General features: G+C 54.0%; 24 protein-coding genes. 11 read left to right on the top strand and 13 right to left on the bottom strand.

What is annotated here, in order from left to right; genetic code table 11:
* Window positions 1–509: 509 nt before the first annotated feature.
* From K9N21_01750 to ahbC, 5 genes are all read right to left on the bottom strand, one after another.
* Window positions 510–956, bottom strand: coding sequence for an AsnC family transcriptional regulator (locus tag K9N21_01750; protein ID MCF8142622.1), 447 nt, complete (start codon window positions 954–956; stop codon window positions 510–512).
* A 149-nt stretch (window positions 957–1,105) separates the two neighbouring features.
* Complete coding sequence (gene ahbD, locus K9N21_01755; protein MCF8142623.1) at window positions 1,106–2,239, bottom strand: heme b synthase; 1,134 nt, start codon at window positions 2,237–2,239, stop codon at window positions 1,106–1,108.
* The gene (locus K9N21_01760; protein ID MCF8142624.1) at window positions 2,236–2,613 is read right to left on the bottom strand and encodes a four helix bundle protein; all 378 of its coding nucleotides are present in this window, start codon (window positions 2,611–2,613) and stop codon (window positions 2,236–2,238) included. Before K9N21_01760 ends, ahbD begins: the two co-directional genes overlap by 4 nt.
* Window positions 2,614–2,646: 33 nt before the next feature.
* On the bottom strand, window positions 2,647–3,606 hold the full coding sequence (gene hemB / locus K9N21_01765) for a porphobilinogen synthase (protein ID MCF8142625.1): 960 nt from the start codon (window positions 3,604–3,606) through the stop codon (window positions 2,647–2,649).
* An 84-nt stretch (window positions 3,607–3,690) separates the two neighbouring features.
* Complete coding sequence (gene ahbC / locus K9N21_01770) at window positions 3,691–4,890, bottom strand: 12,18-didecarboxysiroheme deacetylase (protein ID MCF8142626.1); 1,200 nt, start codon at window positions 4,888–4,890, stop codon at window positions 3,691–3,693.
* Between the two features lie 645 nt (window positions 4,891–5,535).
* On the opposite strand from ahbC, the gene K9N21_01775 reads away from it, so the two are divergent.
* Window positions 5,536–6,753 (top strand): sulfite exporter TauE/SafE family protein, encoded by a 1,218-nt coding sequence (locus tag K9N21_01775; protein MCF8142627.1) that lies wholly within the window; start codon window positions 5,536–5,538, stop codon window positions 6,751–6,753.
* A gap of 79 nt (window positions 6,754–6,832) precedes the next feature.
* Window positions 6,833–7,384 carry a hypothetical protein gene (locus K9N21_01780; protein MCF8142628.1) on the top strand — a complete coding sequence of 184 codons (552 nt, stop codon included), beginning with the start codon at window positions 6,833–6,835 and terminating at the stop codon, window positions 7,382–7,384.
* Window positions 7,385–7,442: 58 nt separating this feature from the next.
* On the opposite strand, the gene K9N21_01785 is transcribed toward K9N21_01780, so the two are convergent.
* The 8 genes from K9N21_01785 to K9N21_01820 all read right to left on the bottom strand — a co-directional run bounded on the left by K9N21_01785 (window position 7,443) and on the right by K9N21_01820 (window position 13,124).
* A complete protein-coding gene (locus tag K9N21_01785; GenBank protein MCF8142629.1) occupies window positions 7,443–8,705 on the bottom strand; it encodes an acyl-CoA/acyl-ACP dehydrogenase in 1,263 nt (420 codons plus the stop codon).
* Between the two features lie 89 nt (window positions 8,706–8,794).
* Window positions 8,795–9,007 (bottom strand): hypothetical protein, encoded by a 213-nt coding sequence (locus K9N21_01790; protein ID MCF8142630.1) that lies wholly within the window; start codon window positions 9,005–9,007, stop codon window positions 8,795–8,797.
* A gap of 339 nt (window positions 9,008–9,346) precedes the next feature.
* Window positions 9,347–10,216: a hypothetical protein gene (locus K9N21_01795; GenBank protein MCF8142631.1), complete on the bottom strand. Its 870-nt coding sequence runs from the start codon at window positions 10,214–10,216 to the stop codon at window positions 9,347–9,349.
* A 100-nt stretch (window positions 10,217–10,316) separates the two neighbouring features.
* Window positions 10,317–10,478: a hypothetical protein gene (locus K9N21_01800; GenBank protein MCF8142632.1), complete on the bottom strand. Its 162-nt coding sequence runs from the start codon at window positions 10,476–10,478 to the stop codon at window positions 10,317–10,319.
* 198 nt (window positions 10,479–10,676) lie between these two features.
* The gene (locus tag K9N21_01805) at window positions 10,677–10,826 is read right to left on the bottom strand and encodes a helix-turn-helix domain-containing protein (protein ID MCF8142633.1); all 150 of its coding nucleotides are present in this window, start codon (window positions 10,824–10,826) and stop codon (window positions 10,677–10,679) included.
* Window positions 10,827–11,118: 292 nt separating this feature from the next.
* Complete coding sequence (locus tag K9N21_01810) at window positions 11,119–11,478, bottom strand: hypothetical protein (GenBank protein MCF8142634.1); 360 nt, start codon at window positions 11,476–11,478, stop codon at window positions 11,119–11,121.
* Between the two features lie 86 nt (window positions 11,479–11,564).
* Window positions 11,565–11,741 carry a hypothetical protein gene (locus K9N21_01815; protein ID MCF8142635.1) on the bottom strand — a complete coding sequence of 59 codons (177 nt, stop codon included), beginning with the start codon at window positions 11,739–11,741 and terminating at the stop codon, window positions 11,565–11,567.
* A 276-nt stretch (window positions 11,742–12,017) separates the two neighbouring features.
* Complete coding sequence (locus K9N21_01820) at window positions 12,018–13,124, bottom strand: DUF362 domain-containing protein (protein ID MCF8142636.1); 1,107 nt, start codon at window positions 13,122–13,124, stop codon at window positions 12,018–12,020.
* 414 nt (window positions 13,125–13,538) lie between these two features.
* Here K9N21_01820 and K9N21_01825 point away from each other — a divergent pair, with 414 nt between their 5' ends.
* The 9 genes from K9N21_01825 (at window position 13,539) to fbp (ending at window position 22,448) form a co-directional block, all read left to right on the top strand.
* A complete protein-coding gene (locus K9N21_01825; protein MCF8142637.1) occupies window positions 13,539–14,243 on the top strand; it encodes a hypothetical protein in 705 nt (234 codons plus the stop codon).
* A gap of 24 nt (window positions 14,244–14,267) precedes the next feature.
* The gene (locus K9N21_01830) at window positions 14,268–15,896 is read left to right on the top strand and encodes a thiamine pyrophosphate-binding protein (GenBank protein ID MCF8142638.1); all 1,629 of its coding nucleotides are present in this window, start codon (window positions 14,268–14,270) and stop codon (window positions 15,894–15,896) included.
* A 271-nt stretch (window positions 15,897–16,167) separates the two neighbouring features.
* Window positions 16,168–16,443 carry a TMEM165/GDT1 family protein gene (locus tag K9N21_01835; GenBank protein MCF8142639.1) on the top strand — a complete coding sequence of 92 codons (276 nt, stop codon included), beginning with the start codon at window positions 16,168–16,170 and terminating at the stop codon, window positions 16,441–16,443.
* A 148-nt stretch (window positions 16,444–16,591) separates the two neighbouring features.
* Window positions 16,592–17,239, top strand: coding sequence for a thiamine phosphate synthase (gene thiE, locus K9N21_01840; GenBank protein MCF8142640.1), 648 nt, complete (start codon window positions 16,592–16,594; stop codon window positions 17,237–17,239).
* Entirely contained in the window at window positions 17,232–18,257 is a 1,026-nt protein-coding gene (thiL, locus tag K9N21_01845; protein ID MCF8142641.1) for a thiamine-phosphate kinase, read from the top strand. The genes thiE and thiL overlap by 8 nt, the downstream gene beginning before the upstream one ends.
* Window positions 18,258–18,268: 11 nt before the next feature.
* The gene (gene thiM / locus K9N21_01850; protein MCF8142642.1) at window positions 18,269–19,111 is read left to right on the top strand and encodes a hydroxyethylthiazole kinase; all 843 of its coding nucleotides are present in this window, start codon (window positions 18,269–18,271) and stop codon (window positions 19,109–19,111) included.
* 139 nt (window positions 19,112–19,250) lie between these two features.
* On the top strand, window positions 19,251–20,312 hold the full coding sequence (locus K9N21_01855) for an AI-2E family transporter (GenBank protein MCF8142643.1): 1,062 nt from the start codon (window positions 19,251–19,253) through the stop codon (window positions 20,310–20,312).
* A gap of 404 nt (window positions 20,313–20,716) precedes the next feature.
* Window positions 20,717–21,205, top strand: coding sequence for a response regulator (locus K9N21_01860; protein ID MCF8142644.1), 489 nt, complete (start codon window positions 20,717–20,719; stop codon window positions 21,203–21,205).
* A 202-nt stretch (window positions 21,206–21,407) separates the two neighbouring features.
* Window positions 21,408–22,448, top strand: a complete 1,041-nt coding sequence (fbp, locus tag K9N21_01865; protein ID MCF8142645.1) for a class 1 fructose-bisphosphatase — start codon at window positions 21,408–21,410, stop codon at window positions 22,446–22,448.
* Window positions 22,449–22,455: the final 7 nt, after the last annotated feature.

Consider the following 22,455-nt stretch of genomic DNA (forward strand, 5'->3'; position numbering starts at 1 on the left):
GCGACCCTGCGTCGGCTCCGGAGTTGCTGTGAAACCGTTATTTATATCACAGAAAAGACAATGGATCAATTCGGAAAATGAAGTCTGAACAGTCCCCCCGACATCCCCTTGAACCGATAAAACTACGTATGCCGCTCAAAGGATACATTTCTTTAGAGGATTGGGTTTTGGAAAGGAGAATGTGCCCCAGGCTGATTGTCGGCAGGCATCCGGTCTTCCATATCGTCAAAGAGATGCCAGACAGGTCCGCTGAAACCCTCCCCGGCGCCCACGCTTTTACCGTCTGCGGGTCATGGGAATTTTGGATCTCAACAAAACTTCAGGCTTTTGAGGATATGATAAAATATCCGGCAGGGGATCTCATTAGAAAAAACCGAAACCATAAGGGGACCGTAACACCCGATGATCGGTCCTTCCCCTTTATGCACCCATACCCTCCCCGAACTGCTTCAAGGAGGTTGTCCGGCCATTCCGGATTTGTCACAGGCGAGGTCTGTCAGGTCCGACGGTTACACATCGAAATCCACCTTGATCTTGAACATCTTTTCCGCAGGCAGGTTGAGGATTTCTGAGATCCCCGTCTCATCGGAAATATCTCTCAAAGCATTCTCAATAAAATTAATATCTTCTGCAATAAAGGTGAACCAGATATTATAGGTATTGTTTCTCAGATAATTGTGGGTTACCCCGGGATACCGGTTAACCCGTTCAACAAAGCGCTCGATCTTCTCCTCAGGGACCTTGGCAGCGCAGAGGGTGCTCACAAAATTGAGCCGGGAAGAGTGGAAATTGCCGCCGATGCGACGGATAATCCCCTTCTCCTTGAGCCTTCTGACAGCCGCCAGCACCTCGTCTTCGGTTAGATTAAGCTTTTTCCCAAGCTCCTGGTAAGGACGGGACGTAATAGGGAAATCAGACTGGATTTCATTCAGGATCTTTCTGTCAATCGGGGTCATAGCGTCTTTAGGTTTGTTGGATTTATTGAGTGCATCCGGCGCAAGGCCCAAGGAATTCCATAAGCGATCCGCCATCCAGTTTAGAGTGCTCAAGGCTGAAAGGGACAACCAATAACAATCATCCAGTATCCAGTATCCAGAACCCAGTATCAAGCCCTGAGGGGCTCGTAGGCGCACAACGGTTCCTCTGCCAGAAAATCGCCTGTAGCCTCATAGGCCCGGGCCCGGCACCCGCCGCAGAATTTCATGTATTCGCATCGGCCGCATTTTCCCTTGTAAGCGGAAAACTCTCTCAGTTGCTTGAAAATCTTCGAATCCCGCCATACAGAGGGGAAGGGACTCTGTTTCAGATCCCCGCAGTCAAGCTCCAGATAGCCGCACGGCTGGACAATCCCTGTATTTGAAATAAATACGAACGATGTGCCGCCGAGGCAGCCCCGGGTCACGGCATCCAGGCCATAGGTCTCAACATCGACTTTTTGGCCCTTCCGGTGGGCTTCCTGACGCAGTATCCGGTAGTAATGGGGGGCGCACGTGGCCTTTAAATGAAGGGGGACCTGGTCCCGCATTTCATAAAACCAGTGAAGCACCCGTTCATATTCAAGGGCGTCTATCTCCTGGTTGAGCATATCTTTGGCCCGGCCCGTGGGGACCAGCAGGAAGATGTGATGGGCTGCAGCACCGAGACCAACGGAAAGCTCCAGAATCTTCTCCAGATCCCCGACATTGTGGCGGGTCACCGTGGTGTTGATTTGAAACTCCATGCCGCCGCTCTTAAGACACTCGATACCCTCCAGGGCCGATTGATAGGCCCCCGGGACCTTTCGGAAACCATCATGCTGCGCCGCGTCGGCCCCGTCGATGGAGATGCTGACCCGTTTGATGCCTGAATCCTTCATCCGCGTCACGAGCCCCGGATCCAACAACGTTCCGTTGGTGGCCAGGACCATACGAAGACCCAGATCGGTTCCTTTCTGCGCAAGATCAAAGACATCCTCCCGCATCAGAGGCTCGCCCCCGGTCAGGATCACAATCGGCGTCCCCACCTCACGGATCTCCTCCAGGAGTTCGAGGCATTTGGCGGTGCTCAGCTCCCCGGGATATGGTCCCCGCTCGGCCCCGGCCCTGCAGTGAACGCAGTTGAGGTTGCACTTCCGGGTAATCTCCCACGCCACAAGACGGAGCTGGTTTCTGGATACTGGATGCTGGATACTGGATGCTGGATCCTGGATGCTGGATCCTGGATCCTTGATGCTGGATGCTGGGTGTTGAATGCTGATCATTTTTCGCTCATGTGGGCCTTGCTGACCGATTGGATGAATTTGTTCAGTTTCTTGCCTAAAATTTCTAACCGCCTTCCTAAATCGTGATAAAAATGTTCATCTTTCAAAGACCCTGTTTCATAAAGCGTGTCCAAATGATCAATAGTCTCATCATTTGAGGCAATCGCATAAGTCAGGAAACGCATAAATTCCTGCTTATGCATCCTTCTCCCATACCCCTCCACAATTGTGGACCTCACCGACTTGATGGATCGACGAATCTGACTCCCCTCTTCAAACATTTCAAACTTCGGCAAGTTATTCAGCGTCATTAAATGGATATCAACAACCAAGCCCCTCGAAAATTGCCATATCTCCAGCTTCTTGTAACTCATGGTTGCATCCAGTATCGAGTATCCAGCATCCAGTTACAATTTCTGCGCCGCTTCCCTGGCAAAATAGGTCAGGATCAGGTCGGCCCCTCCCCTCTTGATGCACGTAAGCATTTCCATCATGACGCGCTCCCCGTCGATCCACCCCCTGCTCGCCGCGGCTTTGACCATGGCGTATTCGCCGCTGACATTATAGGCGGCCAACGGGAGAAGGGATATCTCCCGGACCCTTGATATGATGTCCAGATAGGGGAGCGCGGGTTTCACCATGATCATATCCGCGCCCTCATCCATGTCCAGCTGGGCCTCCTTCAAGGCCTCCAGGGCATTGGCAGGGTCCATCTGATAGCCGGTCCGGTCGCCGAACTGGGGCGCTGAATCGGCGGCATCCCTGAACGGCCCGTAAAAGGCGGATGCGTATTTCACTGCATAGGAAAGGATGCCGGTCTGTTCAAGCCCTTCCCTGTCCAGGGTCTTGCGGATGGCGGCCACGCGGCCGTCCATCATGTCGGAGGGCGCCACAAAATCCGCCCCGGCCCTTGCATGGGATACGGCCTGACGGGCCAACAGTTCCAGAGTTGCGTCATTGTCCACCACGCCGTCTGAAATAACCCCGCAGTGCCCATGGTCCGTGTATTCGCACAGGCAGACATCTGTCATTACCACCAGTTCGGGGACCCTTGCCTTAATGGCCGATATTGCCTGTTGGACAACCCCGTCTTCGGCCCAGGACCGGCTGCCGATGGGATCCTTGCTGTCGGGAAGGCCGAAAAGGATAATGGACGGGATCCCCAGGGACCATAACTCCTGGGCCTCTTTGACAATGGTATCCGGAGAAAAGTGCACCTGTCCGGGCATGGAGGGAATGGGGTCCCTGACGCCCTTCCCGGGCTTTACAAACAGCGGTGCAATAAAATCCTTTACTGAAAGGGTGGTCTCGCGGACCATATCCCTGATGGCCTGAGTCCTTCGAAGCCTTCTGGGTCTTATGTTCATCAATGTTTATCTCCTTCAAAAAATTCGGCCTTTCACGTTAAACGAACCGCCGAAGGCGTACTACAAAATTTCAGGCACTTTGGCTCACTTGGTCACCTTAGGCACGTCCCTTATTTCTTCATCCGTCAGGTAACAGGCAGGATCCGGCGCCCAGACATCTCCTGTCACCGCCTCTGCCCTTACTCTGAAATTGCCCCCACACACATCCAGCCAACAGCACGAGGCGCAACGCCCCGTGACATATCTCTTCTTCTCCTTCAACCCTGCCATTAAGGGGTTGGAAAGATCGGACCAGATCTCGCTGAAGGGCCGTTCGAGCACATTGCCGAAGCTGTAATGCCGCCAGAATTGATCCGCATGCACCGCGCCGTCCCAGCTGACGCAGCCGATCCCCCGGCCCGAGCTGTTCCCCTCATTCATCTCCAGAAGACGGAGCACCTCTCCCGCCCTCGGGTGTTTTTCCCGCACCATCCGCAAATACAAGTATGGACCATCCGCGTGATTGTCCACGGTCAGAACCTCTGCAGCCATGCCCCGGTCGTGAAGATCTTTGGTCCTGTCAATGATGAGGTCCACCGCCTTTCTGGTCTCGCCGGGGTCCAGGTCGTCCTTGATGATTTGGGAGCCCCGTCCTGCGTATACCAGGTGATAGAAGCAGACCCTCGGTATTTTATTTGACTCGAGCAGATCAAAGATCCGGGGGATCTCCATCACATTCATCCGGTTGATGGTAAAGCGCAATCCCACCTTCAGCCCCGCATCCTGGCTGTTCCGGATCCCCGCCATGGCATCCCTGAACGCGCCCTTTTTGCCCCGGAAACGGTCGTTCACCGCCTCCATCCCGTCCAGGCTCACGCCCACATAGGAAAGCCCGATGGATTTCAGTTCCCGGGCCTTGGCCCGGGTGATCAAAGTCCCGTTGGTTGAGATCACTGCCCGCATCCCCCTGTCCACCGCATGGCGGGCCAGTTCGATCAGATCGGGCCGCATCAGGGGTTCCCCACCGGAGAAGAGGACCACCGGCGCCCCGAACCGGGCCAGATCGTCTATCAGACGGAGGCCCTCTTCATGGCTCAACTCCATCTCTGCCTTCCGATCATTCGCCTGGGCGTAACAATGGACGCATTTGAGATTGCAGGCCCGGGTGACGTTCCACACCACCACGGGCTTCTTGTCTTCTGAAAACTGAAGCAGATGGGAAGGCAGGTCCCCGGATCGTCTGCCGTAGCGGAGGGCGTCGGAGGGCTCCACCGTTCCGCAATAAAGTTTGGATATCCCGATCATCTATTTTCTCCCCTGTCTGGGTTCTGGATACTCGATACTGGATTCTGGATGCTGGAGTTTATTGGGTTTGTTGCGTTAAAGGCGCTCTGCCCTATCCTTGCAATCCTCCCACACAGCCGATAACTAGTGCCTGAACGAAAATCACGCCTTGGCGTGATTCAGGCACAATTGCGAATTGAGGAATTGCGAATTCCGAATTGATGGAATAGAGTTGAAATTAATAAAACCAAGTTTTCGATTCCACCCTTTTTGCATTTCCGGGTTTTCGTTCAGACACTACTGATAACGTCTTTTTCCCTTTCAGCTTTGAGCTTTCAGCTTCTTTCCTATGCCTTGCGCCTCACGCCTCACGCCTTGTCCCTTGCGCCTCACGCCGCTTAAACCATACCAGACTACCGGACAAGACTTCAAGTCTTTTGCCTCAATATGCATTTTTGGAAAATCAGAAGTTGCATTCTGTGAAAAAATTATTGTAAATTAACATCTCATATTGCCTCGACATTCCAAAGCCCTTTGCAACACATTAAAAATGGAAATTAAAATTCCTCCTCTTGCCTGGAGGGGTATGGGGACGATTTTCTCAGGGAACTTCGGACGATGGTGTTCTATTATTTTTTTAATGAGAGAAGGTAAGGAGGGAAGCGTATGAAACCGGCGGTAAAAAGGATGTTGCGTCTCATGGCGGCAGTGGCTGTCATCTCACTCTTTTTCACAGGACCGGCCCGCAGCCAGGATGCGGCTACCGGCCAGGCAACAGCGGCTGCTGAAGAAACGACCACCTCAGTGGGGAATGACTTGGGTCTCCAGGGAAAGCTGGGCAAGGCCATCTCACAGGCGACCGCGGGAAAGACGGAGGGACTGATCGATATGGATGCGGAACGAGGATACCTGGGCATCCCCGGCGCTCCCAAGGTCAACCTCCTGATCGGCTTTCTCTGGGCCATCTGGGTGGGCTGGGTCTTTTCCACGGTAGGCGCCTTCGGGGGCATTATGGCCGGCGTCGGACACATCACCATCTTCGGGCTGGGAGCTTACGCCAAGACCTTCAAGAACTCCGCGCCCGAACTCAACAAGTACATCACCGACAGCATCCGGGTATCCAATCAATGGCTGGTGGGTCTTTCGGCCCTGGTATCCAGTTATAACTACGGCAAGCAGAAACGGCTGGTGACCTCCCTCGGCGTTTTCCTGGGACTCGGAGCCCTCGTCGCCACCCTCCTCGTGGTCTTCACCACCGCCGGCAAGCTGAAATTCTCTCAGTATCAGGGGTATTTCGGTCTGATCGTCTTTATTATCGGCGGTTTCATGGTGTATGAAATGACGCCGAAAGGCCAAAAATCCAAGAAAACCGCCCAGGCCGCGGCCAAGGCCTTTGAGGACACCGTCAAAAAGAAAGGGGATATCCAGGAGCAGGGGGTGAAAACCCTGAAATGGAGTCTTGCGCAGACGGAGATATCCTTTTTCGGCCAGACCTTCCGGTTCAGCCCCATCTGGGCCTTCATCGGCGGGTTTGTCATTTCCGCTGTGGCCTCCTTCATCGGGGTAGGCGGGGGCTTTCTATACGTCCCGTTTCTCACCAGCGTGGTCGGACTCCCCATGTTCGTAGTGGCCGGGACATCCGCCCTCTCAGTGCTCATCGGCATGATCTTCGCCATCTTCAACTTCATGGTCCTGGCCGGCGTCAAGGTCTATTGGCCGATGATCGGGGCTGAACTGGTGGGCATCTTCGTCGGCTCCATGATAGGGCCGAGGACAGGCAAATACATCCCCAACAAGGTCCTCAAACTGATCTTTATTGTATTGGCACTCTATGTGGGACTCCGGTACACCCTCAGGGGATTCTTCGGCATCCAGTTGCTTTAGATAATGTTCTATTGCGCGTCCGGGACAGAGGCATCTGACAGGTCCCGGATGCGCCCTCCATCGTCCGCCCGGTCCAGCCATGCAGGAATTCATCGCCACCTTTGCCCTTTTCGCGGACAGCTGCCTGATTCTTCTGTACAGGACCGCACCAGACCCCCTACTGGCCTATCTGATCGGGACCTTTCTGCTGACATTTCTGTGTGTGATCATAGGAGAACTGAGCGTATCCCTCGCCATCCGGTATAATCGGCGGTATCTGAATCAGATGACCGAGGAGATGACCAGGAAGGAAAAACTGTCCATCGCAGCCTACGAGACCGGCGACAGGGAGAGCTACAAGGCCTTGAACAAGGAGGCCACCGACGTTTGGGGCAGGAAGTTCTTTACAATGGTCGCATATTCCGCGGGGATCCTCTGGCCCATCCCCTTTGCCCTGGCCTGGATGCAGAACCGCTTTCACGGCATCGACTTTCCCCTGGCATGGCCCCTGTCCATCGTGTTCGGGGATACCGTGGGGTACACCTTTACCTTTATCCCTCTCTATATCCTCTGCCGCATCCTGTTCAAGTACATGCGGCCCTGGCTTCCCTATTTTCGAGGGGTCCAGAAACTCCTGGACGCCAGTAAGTAGCGCAAGTCTTAAAGCGCCGAGATCCATCCCCCCTGCCCTATGGTCTATGCTCCCTGCTCTACCACCCCTTGGTCCACATTTCGTCATCTTCGTAGACCTTCTCATCTTCCATATGGGCCTCTTCCGCGTCCTCTTCGCTCACGCGCGGGGGATTGGGGTCGTTGAGCAGCTCCTTATAATATTCATGCTGGATGAGGAGGCTCATGATCTCATTGGTGCCGGTCCAGATCTGCGACAGTCTCGCGTCCCGCACCATCTTCTCGATGGGGAATACATTGGTGTACCCGATCCCCCCCGTCATGCGCATGGCCTGGTTAGAGACCTCCCAGCACATATCCGTGGCGAATTTCTTGGCCTCGCTCACCAGCCGCCGGGCCGACGGAAGCCCCTGATCCGCTGCCTTCCCGGCCGCATGGGTGATGGCCCGGGCCGCATCCAGCAGGGTGATGCTGTCCGCCACCTTGAAGCTGACGGCCTGATAATCTCGGATTTTCCGGCCAAAGGCATACCTGCGGTTGGTGTAGCGGGTGGCCACCTCGAGGGCCGCCCGTGCCAGCCCCAGGGCCCCCCCTGCAGAGGTCAGGCGCTCCGGAACCATCATGGAGTTGAAGATCAATGCACCCTGATTCAGCTCCCCGATCAGGTTGGAAACAGGGACTCCCACATCTTTGAAAAGGAGCCGGCCGGTCCCTCCCCCCCGGGTTCCCATGAGGTTGTACAGGTGTTTGGCCTCCACCCCTTCCCGGTCCGCCTCGATCAGGATAAGGCTGATGCGCTGGTGGGGCTTCCCCTCCGGATCGGTCCGGCAGTAGACCACAAAGAAGTCCGCGCCGCTTGCGGCCACCACAAACCGCTTCTGGCCTCTGATAATAAAGTGATCCCCCTCGCGTTTGGCCGAGGTGGTGGCCCCGAAAAAATCAGACCCCCCCCTGGGTTCGGTCAGGGCCTCTGCCGACACAAGCTCTCCCTTCAGCATCGGTCTTAAAAACCGCTCTTTCAGCTCTTCCGAGCCGAATCCGTGAAGGGCCTCTCCCACAATGGAGGGCATGGAAAAGGCGCACCCCAGGGCCATGCCCAGGACCCCGATCTCTTCCAGGGCGGCGATTTCGGCCGTCCAACTGAGTCCCCGGCCTCCGTACCCCTCGGAAAATCGCAACCCCAACAGATTGCGCTTCCCAAGGGCCTCTACAAATTCCCTCGGGTAGGTGATTTCATCACGGTCCATCTTCTTGAGCAGGTCCGGGGGCACCTCCTGCCTTACAAATGCCCGGACCTCCTCTTTGATCCCTCTTTCCACATCGGTCAAAAGAATATCCTGCAACATTGTCTCTTCTCCCTTTCATGGAGTGATTAGGGTTTCAGCCACCTTCCTTGTGCCCTTTTAGCATAGATACTCCAAAAACACAAAGCTCAGGCCGGGCATGGCCCCAACGGCAGTTTTTTGATCGGGTCCTTAACCTTTTCAGCGGATGAAGAGGGATCTTCCACGATGCCTGTACGGTCCCGGGTATCCCCCTTGCCCGTCAAGGTGGCCACGCCCTTGGGCGTCAGGCGAAAATCCAATGTCTCCTGAACCAGATCGGCCTCCCCTGTGGCTGTCAACCGCATGAAGAGGGTTACCATGCCGGCGCTCGACGTTTGGCCGTTATGGCGCCTTGTATCCGGTAAGCATAAAGAATCGTTTAGGAATAAATATGGGGTGAATTATTTATTTATGGGTGCGGACAGTAGGAAGGTATCTGCGAAATCGGCGCCGGGCGAATTTACACTTCTCCATCAGCGTCAGACGGTCTTATGGGGTTATACCCCTTGCAAAGGTCATCTCGTCGACAAAATTTTTCCTGACGAACTTTAAGCAGACGGTGAGGTTGCCCTGAACATCTTTCTCAGCATTTAATTGTTACGGGTGGGGGTTTTGAGATCCGGATAAAGGACCGTCCGCTTCGAGCGCTGTTCACATGATCAATGAATCACGGCCGCCTGATACAGAGGCAACAGGCGTGTGAACAGCCGGGCGATGTTTTCGACAATATCCAGACCGCACGCCACGGCCTCGTTTTTATCTATAATACCGGAAAGTTGAAGATCGAAAGGCCTGGTTTCCGGCGTGTCATTGATATACCCTGTCAGGGCTTCGCATGATTGACATCCCGCTTTGTCGGCACACCAGCCGTCATCTGAAGCCAGCAGGGTGCCTGAGGAGGGGCTTACAAGGTTGCTGACGGTCAGTTTTTCCTTTAGGGCGATTTCATGGAGCATACGCTCATTCTCCTGATGGATCAACCAGTCGCTGAATGCCTTCCAGTCGGCGGCCACATCGCCCTTGTTATCCGGGCGAGCCACTCGGAACCCGTAATAGAGGGCCCGGTAGTCCACTTTGATGAAAAATCTGGCCTGATATTCATTTTCCGTCAGACCATGGTGTTCAATGTCCTGTACATGCATTTCAGGTTTGTTGCCGAATGCCCAGGAATTGAATTTGAATCGGGCGGTGTCGATTTTTTGAGCGACAGCTGCACCCAGCTGGCTGCGGGAGCGCCAGATCGTTCCGGACGCGCTCTTTTTGAAGTCAGTCGGCGCAAAACCCGAAAACACTGGTTTTTCCCCGGCCGTCGCGGATTTGGAAGGATTATCTGCGAACTCCCGTTCCTGTTTTTCCCTCTGTCTGCGCTCTGCAATGCGTAGCTGCAGATCGATCTCCGTACGGATTTCTTCGCCGTTTTCCCAGCGGATAATCATCTCGTCTCCCTGGATGGCAATGACTCTGAACACACCTTTCTCATTTTCGTATTGTTCATCAACGCTGAATTCAAATTCTGCCGGCTGGTTCATAATACCTCCCTTTTTTTCCATCACATCCTCGGATGGTTCGCACTTAAATACGACTCACCGGATCCCCAAGATACAAAGGGAACACCGGTTTGGTTGTTGTTCAGATGGAAAACCGCTTATCCTTTTCACCCTTCCGACGGCGAATGGTATTGCCGGTGCCTGGTTTTAGCGTTGGTTGCTTCTGTTTTTCTTCGCCTTTATCGAGCTGATTAAGTAGCTTCTTAAGTTTTATATCTAATTGATTCCGTGTACTTTCGTTCATTATTGGTCCTTTTTCCGTTTGATGTAGACGTTTTGCATCTATCGATTAGAGATGCGCACACCTTTATGAGGAGAGGTCTCGAACAGCGCATCTGGACACTACACTTTGAGGTATTGAGGGCGTACCGACTGTTTTAGGCGATGCGAGGCCAAAGAGACCCGGGTAGGATTAAATGAGAACCCCCTTGCATTGATTGCCTTAGCCTTTGGCGATCCATTCATCAATGATCTCTTTGTCAAATCGCCAAACCCTGCCAATTCGAATTGCAGGGATCTTACCTTCCTTGGATAGTTTGCATATTGTTATTTGATGTAAATGTAGGTACTTAGCCATTTCTTTGGTTGTCATAATTTGCGCCAAATGAATTCTCCTGTCTCTTCATCTTTTAAAAGGCCCGGCCTGGGTAAGAAAACATACGCTATTCCACAAACAAGATCCCTTACACGCCGGAGGGGTGAAACACAAACTTATAAGCTGCAACCCAGCCCTGCGCCGATTGCGTTTCCATCCCCCTCCATTTCCTGGTGGGGGGTGGAAACATCACGCCACCGGTTGCATTTGCCGCCAGAGTTGCACCTGTCATCATCATCATCCTGTGAGAAACCAGGCTGCAGCTTGGAAGTTACACAGGCACGAGGCCTTACATCTTGAGATTCGTAAGCCGCCTGGCAACCTCATCGGCAACTTGACTGTCGGGTCCCTTCTCGCCGGGCATCGTCGCCCAGCCCTGCTTCTCAACATAGTCACTTCTGTTGTTGGCTCCCCAGGTCTCCAGCCCTTTCATCTCCTCGAGACGCTGTTCCTTGTTTGGGTCTTGCATAAACTGCGCAATACCGATGGGCGCCAGTCGATCCATGACGGCATCCGTTGCCATTTCCTTGGCTTCGGCTTCGGCAGACCCGGTGGTCACAACCCATCCTGCGGAGAAAATGACAATGAGCAACACTCCCATGCCGACCGCCATTCCCCATACAAATGGCTTAATATATTCTTTTTTCATATTAACTCCTTTTAATTCCATAGTGGTGTATATGGGCCTCCGCTGATCCATAAACAGAGGCAACTCCCGAAAAAAATCGTTTCCTTCTAAACACTCAAGCGCAGCAGCACCGCTGCCGCCATTGAGATCTGGTTGTGAATCGACCCGAAAGATAAGGCTGCTGAAGGGTAAAAAATATAGACAAAGGATAAGCGATCTGAAGGACGGTGGGAAAAGCCGCATTTTTCTGGATTGCTACGCAGAACCTCCTTTTTCGCGACCATATTCAGGCTCCCGGAAGAATAGCCATATTCCACCGGGAGCACTCTCAGAGCATATTGAGCAGTTTCACCATGGAAAATTCCTTTCCAGAATTTTTGAAAGACGGGCTAATGAATTAACAAGATATGGCTTTTTTGTATTTAACAATAATCTAAATCAATAATTAACTTATGTCAAGTCTTTATTGCATTTTATTTATTTTCATAAATTAACTAATATTTATGCTAACTATTTAACCCCTCTTTTCACGAAAGATCCTCGGTACATGGGTCCCTTCTTTATCCAACCGCCTTTTCCTTCAGGTAATTTATCACCCTCTCAGGGAGTGTCTCGTTTACGTCTGCAAGTTCCAGGCGAGGGATCCCTCCCCAGAGCGCGGCCGCGGTTGAAATAACCGGATCGGTTCGGACCGAACGGATCGGAATCGAACCGTAGGTCTCAGAATTCAGGAAGGCCCCGCCCCCCCAGATCAGGCCTACAAAGATCCGGTTCATCATGCCCGGATAGGTGTTATAGGGGTCACGAAACCAGGTCAACTGCCCATGCGGCGTGGTGTACTCCCGGTTCCAGAGGAGCCAGCCCAGTGCGATCATGTCGTGGGCGAGGAGGGACTCCGATCCGAATACGATACCCGGGTCAGGCTCGGCCGAAAAGCCCCGGTCCGGCCCGAAGGTCGTCTGCACCTTCGTTGCCACGCTGAGCACGAGCCTCAATTTCGTTCTCAACACCATGGCGTCATTGATTTCCGCTGTCTTTTTAAAAAAACCGGCAGCATCTCTGTGGAGTTCCAGCCGGCTGTCATCCCGAAGCCATCCCACCGCAGCTTTCAATCCGAAGGTGGCCCCCGCGAGCACGTGCCGGCTGACACGGGGAAGGAGAACAATATGATCGACCCGGTTCAGGATATTCGGAAAAAGCAACTCCCCCCTCCAGTGACCGGCGTGCTCCGCACTATCGGCAAAAAAGGCATCGAAACCCGCCTCTTCAAAATAATGGACCTCGGCGCCCGATTCGAGGGCGGCCTGCTGAAGACCATTTCGGATGAGGACATCGCGGCTCGACCCTTTTTGAATTTCTTTATTCTGATAGACTGACTGCACGCCGGGTTTATCTCCCACGATTACCCGGCCGGCACCTTTCTCGATGAGCAGGCGCACCATACCCCTTACGGACAGGGGGGATGTGGTGGCCGGATAGCGGTTTGCAGAGTTGGATGCGAGTTTAATGAAGACCGTATCTCCCCGGGAAAGCCATGAAAAGTCCGTTGCCGCTTCCGCTACCCGTTTCACAGCGGTCACGACGGATTCCTCATTTGGGCCCCGGGGGACCGCAGCGATAGCTACCTGCGCGCTTGATTCGGAAAATTCGGGCAGAGATCCTGTCATCTTTTTCCTCCTTTTGCTGGCAGAAGGTCATAGAAAGAGAGAAGTATGAAATAGTGAGGCGGTCAAAGTAAGATTAAGATTACCATCAAATCCAATTTAGCACAGAACGTATCTGGCTGCAAATTGAAGGGGCCGTATTTCAGAAAACCCTGGAGGAAGGAACGATTACGTTATCTTTGGTTCTCAAGCCCCGGGATCACTTCTCCGATGGACCCGTTGCATCCATCCGTGACGATCCGCCGGATCGGACAGGGTATCCCTAACCCCACCACGCCGTCAGCTCTCCGGCGGCCCTGAATCCATCCCCCCGCTTTCTGAGCTTGAATTTTGCCGGGTCCTGTGCCATAGTAAAACAAGGTCTTCAAAAAATGTTGCAGACATCAGCAACACCGTCGGGCTGAATGGTCGGGGAACATGTTGCAAAACAATTTTGATCGTCTCAAATGGCTGTTATTCTCCTGCATGGTCGGGCTTTCGTTATGGGGATGCGAAAAGCCGGAAAATGAACCTGCCGCGGTATCAGACGTCCCGGAATCATTCCAGTTTATGGACATCGGCGCCAATACCGTCATGGACTCCGAAGTGCGCGACCGCCTCAGGGCCGCTCTGGGTACCCATTCCATCGATCCCAGGAGCACAATAGATCTGGAACTGAAATATTCGGGATTTCTGAAGACATACTATCCGGATCTGGCGAAGTTGGACCAGCGACTCAATGTTAACGATGTGATGCGAAAAGAATATCCGGCCACCAAACTGACGTTTCGCAATACTCGTTCGAGAAACAGCGTTTTTGAATACGTGGAGTTTATTTACGATGATGCATCCGGTTGCCCGCTCTTAATCAAAATGATCGCCGATAAAGAACTTCCGGAACTCATCCAGACCGTGAAGGAAAAGTACGGCCCGCCATCGAAGATCCCCATTTCAGAAGGAAAAAGCTGGTCTCTGAGTTGGCGCGAAAACAATGATGTGTTTGTCATTGCCCGTATTCTCGGACGCTATGATCAGCCTGAGTACCACATAATGATTGTTTACACCAATCGTTTGGAACAGCTTTTGGCCCGTTCTGAAAATGAAGACCGCCAGGAAGACAAGCCGGTCGACAGAATATTTTGACGCTCACCCATTCAACCACCATCCATGACACGATTTTCTGAACACTTTGTCCGAGCATTGAAAACTGGAGGGGTCAGCCATGTCTTCGGCATTCCCAGCATTCATAATATCGGCTTCTACAATGCCCTCCGGGATGAATCGTCTATTCGGCACATCCTCTGTCGTCATGAATCCGGCGCCACTCACATGGCGGACGGATATGCCCGGGCCGGAAAAGGGGTGGGCGTCGTCATTACCTCCACCGGCCCGGGCGCCGGCTATATGACGGCCCCCCTTATCGAGGCCTGGGGAAGCGCATCTCCGGTCTTGGCTGTCACCACCAATATTGCTGCAAAGCAAATCGGTCAGGGCACAGGAACACTCCACGAAGTGGCGGATCAGGATCTGATTTTCAGGAGCATTACCAAAAAACGGTACTGCCTTCGGACAGGGACCGATGTGCATACCATGCTTCCGGAGGCGATCCTGACGGCCCTTTCAGGACGTCCGGGCCCGGTCTACTGTGAAGTGCCGACGGATCTATGGGACCAAGAGGTCCCAAGGAAACCAAAGACCGCGCCTTGCCCCAAACCGGCTCAAGAACGAGAACCGTGGGTGGGCGATCTTCACGAAGCCGCCAGGCGCCTCTGTGAGGCGGAACGTCCCATCGTCCTTGCCGGTACATCCGCGGTGCGTGCCGGGATTCATGGAGAGATCCGGGCCGTTTGTGAGGCACTCCAGGCCCCGCTGGTTACCGGTGCGGAGGCAAAGGGGCTGATCCCCGAAGACCATGAGCTCGCCTTCGGCAATGCGGCCCGTCGGGGAGTCGTCCGGGAGCTTCTTGAGTCCGGCACTATCGTCCTGGCCATCGGGTCTCGTCTTCGAAGGACGGATTATCACCGACGGGGCGTGTCTCTGCCTCGACTCATTCATATGGATTGGGACGATACATGGATCCACAAGAATTATCCCGCAGAATTGACGATTCTCGGCGATATCCGGATCATTGCCCGCCGGCTTGCGCAAATGGTTCTGGCCAAGTCGCCCGACCGCAAAACAGGGGGATGGGACGTCTCTGCCCTGCGGGACAGGACGAGGGAAGAGCGGACCGCCATTACTGAAAAATGCCGGGAGATGGATTATCTGGAAACGGTTCGCCGGGTCATCCCCCGTGACGGCAGTCTCGTGATAGATAATACCCTGCTGGGATACTGGGCCGAATACTTCTACGCGTCCCACATGCCCGGAGGCCTGGTCACGGCCAAGGGGTCTTCCATTATCGGCTTCAGCCTTCCGGCTGCGATCGGTCTCAAGATCGCCTGTCCTGAACGGACGGTGGTCGCCCTGATCGGAGACGGCGGCTTCTTCTATGGGGCACAGGAATTGGCCACGTGCCGGCGCCACGGCATCGGCTTTCCGGTCATTGTGGTCAACGACGGTGCCTACGGAATGATCGACCTTCTGCAACATCAGATGTACGGCCGAGGGGATTTCGAAACAGATCTCATCAATCCTGATCTGCAGACGTTTGCCGCCTCCTTCGGAATTGCCGCCGATCGGGTCCATACCCCCCGGGGCCTTGAACAGGCACTCGAATCCGCCCTGACATCCGGGGACATGCGGATCATTGAACTGGCGGCCTCCTTCAGGGAAAATCCGTTTGCAGCATACTAAAGCGGATAACCGCAACCAAAACGACTGTGTGCTGTCCCGTCATTCCGGCGTGCCCTTAGCCGGAATCCAGTCCGCCGGTTTTCTGGATTCCGGCTGGAAGCGTGCCGGAATGACGGAAGGCTAAGGGTGCAGTGGAGGATGGCCATATTTTCTTGTAGAAGACCTGGGAATAGGTGCTAATGCATCGAACCGGTTGCGTCTTTTCAAGATGGGAACGCCGGAGAATGGAATGATGGAAGGTTGAAAAGTCCACCCTACAGGAGCGAAAGAAATGGATCTGAAGGTCATGCTGACCACATTCGGTATGATATTCCTGGCAGAGCTGGGCGACAAGACGCAATTGGCGACCTTTGCGTTTGCCGCGGAGAGCAAGACCAAATGGGCCGTGTTTATCGGCTCCGCAGGGGCGCTCATAGTGACCTCCCTGCTGGCCGTGGTCTTTGGTTCGGCCGTGAGCCGGCTGATTCCCCCCAACTACATCAAGATGGGCGCGGGGGGCCTGTTCGTCCTGTTGGGAGCATGGATGCTCCTATTTCCAGGCAAATGACGCCTTTTCACTTGCCCCCGATATCCGATTTAGGTACTCTTCGGCCAAACTCGCGACGCTTCTCGATGATTGCAAACGGCTGAGAGAGATATTTGATTTCGCTTATTTTATGAATTTCCCGGTGTATCCGTGTGAGGTACTGACCATGATTCAAAAAATTGGAAAGCTGCATGTCCTGACGGATACCCAGCTGCAATCGCGGTTCTCCCATGTTGAACTGACGGAGATGGCGATTGCCGGGGGGGCGGATGCCATCCAGTTCCGTCAAAAAAAGGGCTCGACGCGTGAGTTGATTGAGATCGCCGTACAGATGAAGCAGGCATGCGCCAAAAAGGGTGTCGCTTTTATCGTGAATGACCGGATCGACGTTGCCATTGCAGCACAGGCCGATGGCGTGCATCTGGGGCAGGACGACTTCCCGATCCCGCTGGCAAGAGACTTGTTGGGAAAAGAAAGGATAATCGGCGGCTCCGCAGCGACACTGGAGGAGGCCCGAAAATGTCTTGCAGACGGCGCCGACTACGTCGGTTTCGGGCCTGTTTTTCCCACCGGTTCCAAAGACGACGCAGGCCCTGTGAGCGGAATTGAGACCCTGAAAACGGTCGCTGAGACTATTCCCCTGCCGATCATTGCCATCGGCGGGATCGGTCTTGTAAACACCCCTGCCATCATAGGAGCAGGCGCTCACGGGATCGCTGTCATATCGGCCGTCTGCTGTCAGGATGACCCTTGTCGGGCCACAAATACCCTTTGTGAGCTGTTGACGTCGGTACCTTCCGGAGGACGCCATGTCTGAGACACTGGCGGTGATCGGCGAATTCGGACTGATCGATCGCATCGACGCTCTCCTTGAAAGGGCCGGCATCCATGTGCCGGAAGTGTCGGTGGGAATCGGGGACGACTGCGCTGTTTTTCAGCCCCGGGCCGGATATGACATCCTGGTGACCTGCGATGTCATGGTGGAAGGGCGGCATTACCTGCCACAATTCATTTCCCCCCTGGACCTCGGCCGGCGGGCCATGACCCTCAATATCAGCGATATCGGCGCCATGGGAGGCGTTCCCCGGTATGCGCTGGTCTCTCTCGGATTGCGCTCCGATACGGCGATCGAGGATGTGGAGGCGATCTACCTCGGGTTTATGGAAGAACTCAATCCGTTCCACGCCGTCATTATCGGTGGGAACCTGACAAAAACCGAGGGCGCCAACTTTATCGATATCACCCTGATCGGCGAAATCGCGGCAGGGACATCGGTAGGTCGTTCCACCGCAACCCCCGGCGACGTCATAATGGTTACCGGATATCCGGGAGAGGCGGCCGCCGGGCTCCGGATCCTCTTATCGGGCCGGCCTGCTCATGACCTGGAAAACAACCCCCTGGTGCAGGCCTATAACAGGCCTTCTCACCGGGCGGCCGAGGGGGGAGCTGTTGCGCGTTCCGGTCTTGCCACCGCCATGATCGATACCAGTGACGGGCTCGTGGGGGATCTGGGTCATATCTGCGACAAGAGCGGGGTGGGCGCCCTCCTCGTTCAGGAAAAACTCCCCATCAGCCCTCCCCTTCGGGAGGCGGCAGCGCATTTCAACCAGGACCCTGTCGATCTTGTCCTCGGAGACAGCGACGACTATGAGCTGATCATTACCTGCCCTTTCAAACATGCGGACGGCGTAAGCGCTCTGATCACTGCGCTGGGCCAGGTCCAGGTCAGCACCATCGGAGAAATCACCAGCACATCAGGAAAAATCCAACTGAGATCGGCCGACGGCAGTTCCCGCAGCCTGAGCCGGTCCGGATGGAACCACTTCGCTCAATAAGGAGAAAGCACATGACGGATCAAACCCTGGGACAAAAGGCGGCAGAAAATCTTGAAACCCTTCGCACCAAAAAGCCGTTGATCCATAACATCACCAACTTTGTGGTTATGAACTACACCGCAAATGCCCTGCTGGCCTGCGGCGCTTCCCCTGTAATGGCCCATGCACCCGAAGAGGTGGAGGAGATGGTCTCATTCGCCGGGGCCCTGGTACTCAACATCGGGACTCTCAGCACATCCTGGGTGGACGCCATGCTTATCGCCGGTAAGAAGGCGAACGAACTCAGTATCCCCATTATCCTCGATCCTGTGGGATCCGGGGCCACCCGGCTCCGGACCGAATCGGCCAAACGGCTCATCAACGAACTCTCTGTCAGCGTAATCCGGGGGAACGCCTCCGAGGTCCTTTCTCTGGCCCGGGAGGGGGCCCGGACCAAAGGGGTGGATTCAATACACCGTGTTGATGAGGCCGAGGCTGCGGCCCTGGCACTGGCCCGGGACCTCGACGCCACCCTGGCCATTACCGGCCCCGTAGATCTGATTACGGACGGAAAGCGCGTCTGCAGGGTCTTAAACGGGCATGAACTCATGGGGTTCGTGACCGGGACCGGCTGCACGGCCACTGCCCTGATCGGTGCATTTCTGTCTGTGGACCGGGAGCCCGTCAATGCCACAGCCACCGCACTGGCATACTTCGGTCTTGCAGGTGAACGGGCCGCCGCGCATTCAGAAGGCCCGGGCTCCTTCCAGATGGCCCTCCTTGATGCTCTCTTCCGCATGGACGGAGAGACCCTCAGGATCGGGGCCAGGATAGAGGACAATAAAGAAGCTCAAGATATGGGAGACCAGGCGTAAAGGAGGGGGTGAACGACCTTGCTCTGAAGCCTGCGCCCTGAGCTTCATTCAGAGAGTTTGTGGAGACGCTTCCGTCTGCTTAATTATTTTGACTATATGCGCCTGGATTACTATAGTAGCGCTCCAAGGGGTTTCTTCCATGGAAAAAAGATACGGCGCCGCACTATTTCTCGTGTTCCTGATCTGCTCTCTGGTTCTCCTCCTGAAGCTTTTCTGGACCTATATGTCGGCGATCGTGCTGGCGGCGCTTATCGCAAGTGTTTTTTATCCCCTCTACCATCGGGTCAAGACGGCCTTTCGGAACAGGGAGTCCCTGGCGTCCCTCTGCGTCACTCTTTTCCTGCTGGCGATATTGGTAGTTCCCGTGGGGTGGTTTGTGGGGACCTTGTCCAATGAGGCTTTTGATTTCTACAGGCGAAGCACCACAGAGGTCTCTGTGAAGCGGATTCAGGATATTATCGAGCACGACCCGGTCTGGGCGGAACGCTTCAAGAAATTCGGCAAAATGACGGGTCTGACCATTACCCCCCATACGGTGGAAGAATTGGCCGACGCCATCGGCAAGAAAGTGGGTCTGTTTCTGTACAGTCAGATCCGGTCCGTGGCCTCCAACATGCTCAATTTCCTGGTCCACTTCTTTCTGATGATGCTGACCATCTTCTATATTTTTCAGGACGGCGGCCGGCTCAAGGCGTATCTCATCGATTTGATGCCGGTCCCCAGGGAACAGGTTGAAAAGGTGACCGACAAGTTCCATGAGATGGGGAGGGCCCTGATTGTGGGAAACGGCCTGTCAGGGATCATTCAAGGGATTTTCGGAGGGTTTGGGTTCTACTTTTTCGGGCTGGGTTCTCCATTTCTGTGGGGGACGGTTATCACTTTTATGGCCTTTCTCCCCATTGTGGGGGCCACGGCCGTGTTTGTCCCGGCCACCGCCATCCTGTTGCTCAAGGGGAATACAGGACTTGCATTGGGGTACCTTATCTACAATGTGACGTACAGTTCTATTGTGGAGTACTTTGTCAAGCCCAGGATGATCGGCCAGGGCATGCAGATGAATGCGCTCCTGGTATTCATCGGCATCTTAGGGGGTATCAAACTTTTCGGCATATTGGGGATCATCTACGGCCCCCTGATTATTACCACATTTCTGACATTAGCGGAGATATACAGGCTTGAATACCAGGAACGCACCATCTAAGGCGTTAGCATCGCAGCCGCAACCAAGAAGGTATTGATGCAAATCCCGGCAATTTTTAAGCGCTTACCCATATATGGCGTCAAGTTCTCCGCATGGTGTCCCGCAAGGCGGGATTACAACCAAGGGCCTAAATAGTGTCTGAACGAAAACCCGGAAATCCAAAAAGGGTGGAATCGAAAATTTGGTTTTATTAATTTCAACTCTATTCCATCAATTCGGACTTCGCAATTCCTCAATTCGCAATTGTGCCTGAATCACGCCAAGGCGTGATTTTCGTTCAGGCACTAAATATACCAATTGCGTTAGCCTCAACAGATGCATATTCGCTTGCGGCGTAGAAGTTACCAATAATTCGCCTGAACACAAACAGAATTGGACTTTCAATTACCTAAGGAGGATAAGACATGGACGTTCAAAAGATTCTTAAAGGAAAGCGGATCCTAATTGTGGACGATGAGGAGGATATCCTCGATTTTCTGACAGAACTGCTGGAGATGTGCAAGATCGACAGGGCATCAAACTTTGAAGATGCGAAAAACCTGCTTGAATCCAATTATTACCATGCGGCCGTGCTCGATATTATGGGGGTTCGGGGATATGAGCTGTTGGAAATCGCTAATAAACGGGAAGTTCCGGCCCTTATGCTGACGGCCCATGCCCTCTCACAGGACAACCTGAAAAAGTCGTTTAAGGAAGGGGCTGCCTATTATGTGCCCAAGGATGAAATCGGCAAGGTGGATGTGTTTTTGGCAGATATCCTCGATGCCATCGACAAAAAGAAAAACGTTTTTACCAAATGGTACGAAAGGTTGAGCGGATTTTGCGACAGGAGATTCGGCCCCAACTGGAAGGACGATGACCCAGATTTCTGGAATTCTCTGATGAAGTATTGAGAGATTCAGGAATTGAGGCATTTAGAAATTGCCACCTGTGACATCTGCGCCTGCTCCGTGAATGCTTTTTATATGGTATTTCGTCGGGGTAATCTGTGGATTGAATTGGGGGATGGGGGCTTTTGCATCGAGCAGGGAAAACAGAAAGCCTCCGCCTTTTTCAACCTCTGAACCGTGAACCCTTGAACAAGGAGGTGGGAACATGACAAGAAAAGGGGTTGGCATCACGATTACGCAGCACATCTTACAGCAACAGCGGCAGAATCCCGAGGCGACCGGCGGCTTTACTACCCTCCTCAATGAATTGATCGTTGCGGCAAAGGTGATTTCGAGAGAGGTGAACAAGGCGGGCCTCGCAGATATTCTGGGAGCTACCGGCCGCACCAATGTGCAGGACGAGCAGGTCCAGAAGCTGGATGTATTCGCCAACAGCGTCATCATCGAACGGCTGCAACACCTGGGCCAGCTCTGCTGCATGGGTTCTGAAGAAGACGCAGACCTGATCGATATCCCATCTCAGTATCCGAAAGGGAACTACATCATTGTCTTTGATCCGTTGGACGGATCTTCAAATATCGACGTCAATGTGAGCATCGGCACCATCTTCGGCATCTACAAGAAAGTAAGCCAGGAGAACGACATCGACATGCTCATGAATGATTGCCTGCAGCCGGGCATAAACCAGGTGGCCGCCGGCTATTTCATCTACGGTTCCAGCAGTATGATGGTCTACACCACAGGCAATGGAACCGGCGTGCATGGCTTTACCCTCTATCCCAGCGTGGGGGAGTTCCTCCTCTCTCACGAAAATATCCGCATTCCGCAAAGGGGAAAAATCTACAGCGTCAACGAGGGCAACGAGGCATTCTGGGATGAAAAAACCAATGCCATGGTGAATTATTTCAAGGCCAAAGACCGGGAAAGCGGCCGGCCCTATACGTCCAGATACATCGGAAGTCTGGTGGCCGATTTTCACCGCAATCTCCTCAAGGGCGGGATCTTCATGTACCCGGCGGATAACAAAGACCCCAGAAAGTCAACCGGAAAGCTGCGTCTGATGGTGGAGGCCAATCCTCTTGCACTGGTGGTGAGAGAGGCGGGGGGGTATGCCAGCGACGGTTACGGGCCGATTCTCAATATCAACCCGACGGAATTGCACCAGAGAGTCCCACTCTATATCGGCAGCAGGGAAGACGTTGAAATAGCCGAGGAGTTTATCAGCGGGAGAAGGAGTTCATCCTGACGCGGGG

The sequence above is a fragment of the Deltaproteobacteria bacterium genome (genome assembly GCA_021737785.1).
Classification (GTDB): domain Bacteria; phylum Desulfobacterota; class DSM-4660; order Desulfatiglandales; family Desulfatiglandaceae; genus AUK324.

Excerpts from the sequence above, each read along its gene's own strand:
- K9N21_01750 (MCF8142622.1), bottom strand. The coding sequence starts at position 956 with ATGACCCCGATTGACAGAAAGATCCTGAATGAAATCCAGTCTGATTTC.
- ahbD (MCF8142623.1), bottom strand. The coding sequence starts at position 2,239 with ATGATCAGCATTCAACACCCAGCATCCAGCATCAAGGATCCAGGATCC.
- K9N21_01760 (MCF8142624.1), bottom strand. The coding sequence starts at position 2,613 with ATGAGTTACAAGAAGCTGGAGATATGGCAATTTTCGAGGGGCTTGGTT.
- hemB (MCF8142625.1), bottom strand. The coding sequence starts at position 3,606 with ATGAACATAAGACCCAGAAGGCTTCGAAGGACTCAGGCCATCAGGGAT.
- ahbC (MCF8142626.1), bottom strand. The coding sequence starts at position 4,890 with ATGATCGGGATATCCAAACTTTATTGCGGAACGGTGGAGCCCTCCGAC.
- K9N21_01775 (MCF8142627.1), top strand. The coding sequence starts at position 5,536 with ATGAAACCGGCGGTAAAAAGGATGTTGCGTCTCATGGCGGCAGTGGCT.
- K9N21_01780 (MCF8142628.1), top strand. The coding sequence starts at position 6,833 with ATGCAGGAATTCATCGCCACCTTTGCCCTTTTCGCGGACAGCTGCCTG.
- K9N21_01790 (MCF8142630.1), bottom strand. The coding sequence starts at position 9,007 with ATGGTAACCCTCTTCATGCGGTTGACAGCCACAGGGGAGGCCGATCTG.
- K9N21_01795 (MCF8142631.1), bottom strand. The coding sequence starts at position 10,216 with ATGAACCAGCCGGCAGAATTTGAATTCAGCGTTGATGAACAATACGAA.
- K9N21_01800 (MCF8142632.1), bottom strand. The coding sequence starts at position 10,478 with ATGAACGAAAGTACACGGAATCAATTAGATATAAAACTTAAGAAGCTA.
- K9N21_01805 (MCF8142633.1), bottom strand. The coding sequence starts at position 10,826 with ATGACAACCAAAGAAATGGCTAAGTACCTACATTTACATCAAATAACA.
- K9N21_01810 (MCF8142634.1), bottom strand. The coding sequence starts at position 11,478 with ATGAAAAAAGAATATATTAAGCCATTTGTATGGGGAATGGCGGTCGGC.
- K9N21_01815 (MCF8142635.1), bottom strand. The coding sequence starts at position 11,741 with ATGGTCGCGAAAAAGGAGGTTCTGCGTAGCAATCCAGAAAAATGCGGC.
- K9N21_01820 (MCF8142636.1), bottom strand. The coding sequence starts at position 13,124 with ATGACAGGATCTCTGCCCGAATTTTCCGAATCAAGCGCGCAGGTAGCT.
- K9N21_01825 (MCF8142637.1), top strand. The coding sequence starts at position 13,539 with ATGTTGCAAAACAATTTTGATCGTCTCAAATGGCTGTTATTCTCCTGC.
- K9N21_01830 (MCF8142638.1), top strand. The coding sequence starts at position 14,268 with ATGACACGATTTTCTGAACACTTTGTCCGAGCATTGAAAACTGGAGGG.
- K9N21_01835 (MCF8142639.1), top strand. The coding sequence starts at position 16,168 with ATGGATCTGAAGGTCATGCTGACCACATTCGGTATGATATTCCTGGCA.
- thiL (MCF8142641.1), top strand. The coding sequence starts at position 17,232 with ATGTCTGAGACACTGGCGGTGATCGGCGAATTCGGACTGATCGATCGC.
- thiM (MCF8142642.1), top strand. The coding sequence starts at position 18,269 with ATGACGGATCAAACCCTGGGACAAAAGGCGGCAGAAAATCTTGAAACC.
- K9N21_01855 (MCF8142643.1), top strand. The coding sequence starts at position 19,251 with ATGGAAAAAAGATACGGCGCCGCACTATTTCTCGTGTTCCTGATCTGC.
- K9N21_01860 (MCF8142644.1), top strand. The coding sequence starts at position 20,717 with ATGGACGTTCAAAAGATTCTTAAAGGAAAGCGGATCCTAATTGTGGAC.
- fbp (MCF8142645.1), top strand. The coding sequence starts at position 21,408 with ATGACAAGAAAAGGGGTTGGCATCACGATTACGCAGCACATCTTACAG.